This window comes from Streptomyces roseochromogenus subsp. oscitans DS 12.976 (assembly GCF_000497445.1).
In the GTDB taxonomy this organism is placed as follows: Bacteria; Actinomycetota; Actinomycetes; order Streptomycetales; family Streptomycetaceae; genus Streptomyces; species Streptomyces oscitans.
Genome location: NZ_CM002285.1, coordinates 5,177,123 through 5,179,868 on the forward strand (window position 1 = coordinate 5,177,123; position 2,746 = coordinate 5,179,868).

Here is a 2,746-nt window from a genome sequence, read left to right on the forward strand (position 1 = left end):
CTCGGCGGCCGGTGCGTAGCCCATCGCGCGCAGGCCCTCCAGCAGCGCGGCCGGATCGGTCTGGGCGGCCAGCACGGTCGGGGCGAGGCGGCGCAGCCGCAGGGCCGCGGCGCGCTTGTCGGCCAGGATCTCGTTCAGCAGGGTGTCGTCGTCGCAGCGGACGTACGCCGAGGCCGCGCCGACCCGGAGGTGACCGTGCTTGCGGGCCACGTCGTCGATGAGATAGGCGAGCGGCTGCGGGACCGGCGTACGGGAGTGCTCGGTGAGGAAGGCGTGCAGGTCGGTGGCGGTCCGGCCGGCGTCCAGGGCGCGCCGCACCGAGGCGGGGGTGAAGCGGTACACCGTGGCGCCGCCCTTGGACTCGACGTCCGCGAGCACGTCCAGCACATCGGCGAGCGGCCGCCGCAGCGGTCCCGGTGCCACCGCCGTCAGGTCGGCCTGGAGCAGGACGTGGTCCAGCGGCTCGGGCAGCAGCGGCGCCAGCAGCCGCCCGGCGGCGGCCGTCGCCACGGCCTGCTCGGCCGGGGAGAGCGGAGCGGGGACGGCGGCCGGCCGATGGTGGTGGTGCACGGGCAGCTTGTCACCGGGGCCGACGGGTTCGGCCGACGTGACCGGCATAGCCGACGTGACCGGCACGGCCGACTTGGAGGGCACGGCTGACGTGGCCGACGTGGCTGAGGAGCTTGAGGTGCCCAGCAGGGCCCGCCCGTGCTCCGACAGCGCGCCGCGCCCCGTGACGCCCAGCAGTTCGGCCTCGGACAGGGCCCAGCGGGCGAGCCGGGAGCGCAGATCCTCCTCGCCGGTCCTCCCCCAGGCCCGGCTCCGCTCGCTCTGGGGCACCCCCACCGTGTCCCGCTGGGGCCCGCGCAGCGGCCGTTCCCAGCGCAGCCGGGCCAGCACCGACTCGGCGTCCGGGGCCGCGCCGGCCGGCAGCCCGGCCAGCAGGGTCAGCACCCGGTGCCGTACCTCGGACGCGGCGGACCGGTCGAGTCCCGGGCCCAGCGCGGACAGCGTGCGGTCCTTCGCGTCCCGCCCGCCGACCAGCCCCGGCGTCCGCGTGGCCGCCAGCCAGGCCTCCGCGAGGTGGGCCCAGCGCTCGGCGGGGGGCCGCTCCAGCCACTCGTCGTAGGCGGGCGTGGCCGCGTACCGCTCGTCGGCCTCGCCGTCGGAGGCGACCAGACCGGCGGCGTACGCCAGCTCCACCCAGAACGCGGCGACCGGCTCCGACACGTCCAGGGCGACGGCGGTCCGCTTCAGATCGCGCACGCTCAGGCCGCCGGCCCGCAGCACGGCCGGGCCGCCCTCGTCCCAGTCCTTCAGCAGTTCCTCGATGGTGGCCAGCGCGGTGTACGCCTGCCCGGCCGCCGTCGCGTCCACCACCTGCGGACCGTGCGTCGCGGCCGGTTCGACGGCGGGCGGCAGCGGCTCGGGCGCGCGGTGGGCGCGGCCCCCGCGCAGATGCAGGGCCACCTCGCGCGGCAGGACGACCGTGCCGGGCGTGGCCGGCAGCAGCAGACCGCGGTCCAGCAGCCAGCGCAGATGCGCCGCCGGGTCCGCGGTGACCTGCCCGTACGGCGGCCCCCACACCAGCCGGGACAGCACCTCGCGGGACGGCTGCGGGGCGCCGTCGAGCAGTTCGGCCATCGTCTTCCGGTCGGCGAACAGCGCGGTGAGCGCAGCCACGGCCGACACCGAGTCGTGGGTCGAGGGCAGCCCGGCCGCCGCCACGATCTCCTGGATCCGGCCCGGCGAGATGCCCGAGGCGGCCTCCTGCACGCCAGGTCCGAGCCCGGTCGGGGAGGGGTGCTGCGGGGACGGAGCGAGGAGTTCGCGGGCCGTGCGCACCAGCCGCAGCCGCTCGTCGTCGCCCCACACCAGCGCCTGCTCGCGCAGGGTGCCGAGGGCACGCGGCAGCGCGGCGGTGACCGTCTCGTCCCCGGCGTCGCCCGACATCAGCCCGAGCAGCGTGCCGTACGACGCCGGGTCCGGGGCCACGGCCAGTGCCTCCGCCGTCTGCAGCGCGAACCGGTCCAGCCGCTCCAGCGCGCGCAGCACCGAGGCGCGGGTGCCGGCGCGCGTGGCGAGCTGGGTGAGGTCGGTCGGGACGGGCGTGATGAGGTCGGGGCGGCTGCGCAGCAGCGCGGCCAGGGAGACGTCGTCCCGCGCGCGGAGCGCTTCCGCGAGGGAACGGGGGGCTGGGCGGGCCGCTTGGCTCATCTGACCCACGTTAGCGGGTGAGCGCGTTCCAGCCGAGTGAGTCGGGATGGGGGTCCCCCCGCGCGAGCGAAGCCGAGCGTGGGGGAGGGCGGGCAAGGACGCGGTACCGTCCTCACCGGGGTTTCATCGTCGTCATCGCCGTCGCCCCGGAGGGGTTTCCGTTGGGGATCGAGAGCGACCAGGTCGTCTACGAGTACCTGAGCCGTGTCGGGGACATCGCTCAGCAGCGGCAGCTGCCGTCGGGCACGCGGATGCGGCTCGTGTCGGAGCTGCGGGGCGAGATCGACCGGCACCGGGCCGAGGCGGCCGCCGACAGCCCCGCCGCGGTCCGCCGCATCCTGGACCGCCTGGGCACCCCTGACGAAGTGGTCACGGCGGCAGGCGGTACGTCGTCCGGTACATCCGGTACGTCCAGCACGAGCTGGGGTGCGCAGCCGTCCGCGGCGGCTGCCGTGCCCGTGCAGCCAGCGCCGCGCGAGCGGAAGCCGGACCCGGCTCGCGGGGAAGGGGCGAAGAGCAGGGGCCTGCG

Annotated in this window: 1 protein-coding gene and 1 pseudogene; one reads left to right on the forward strand and one right to left on the reverse strand. The window is 76.8% G+C overall.

Annotated elements, in window-relative coordinates; all coding sequences use genetic code 11:
• Positions 1-2,217 (reverse strand): helicase-associated domain-containing protein (locus M878_RS72110; RefSeq protein WP_023549360.1); only part of this gene is annotated, 2,217 nt, incomplete at its 3' end.
• Positions 2,218-2,378: 161 nt separating this feature from the next.
• On the opposite strand from M878_RS72110, the pseudogene M878_RS000000100085 reads away from it, so the two are divergent.
• Positions 2,379-2,746 (forward strand): annotated as a pseudogene (locus M878_RS000000100085) (hypothetical protein); the annotation flags it as partial.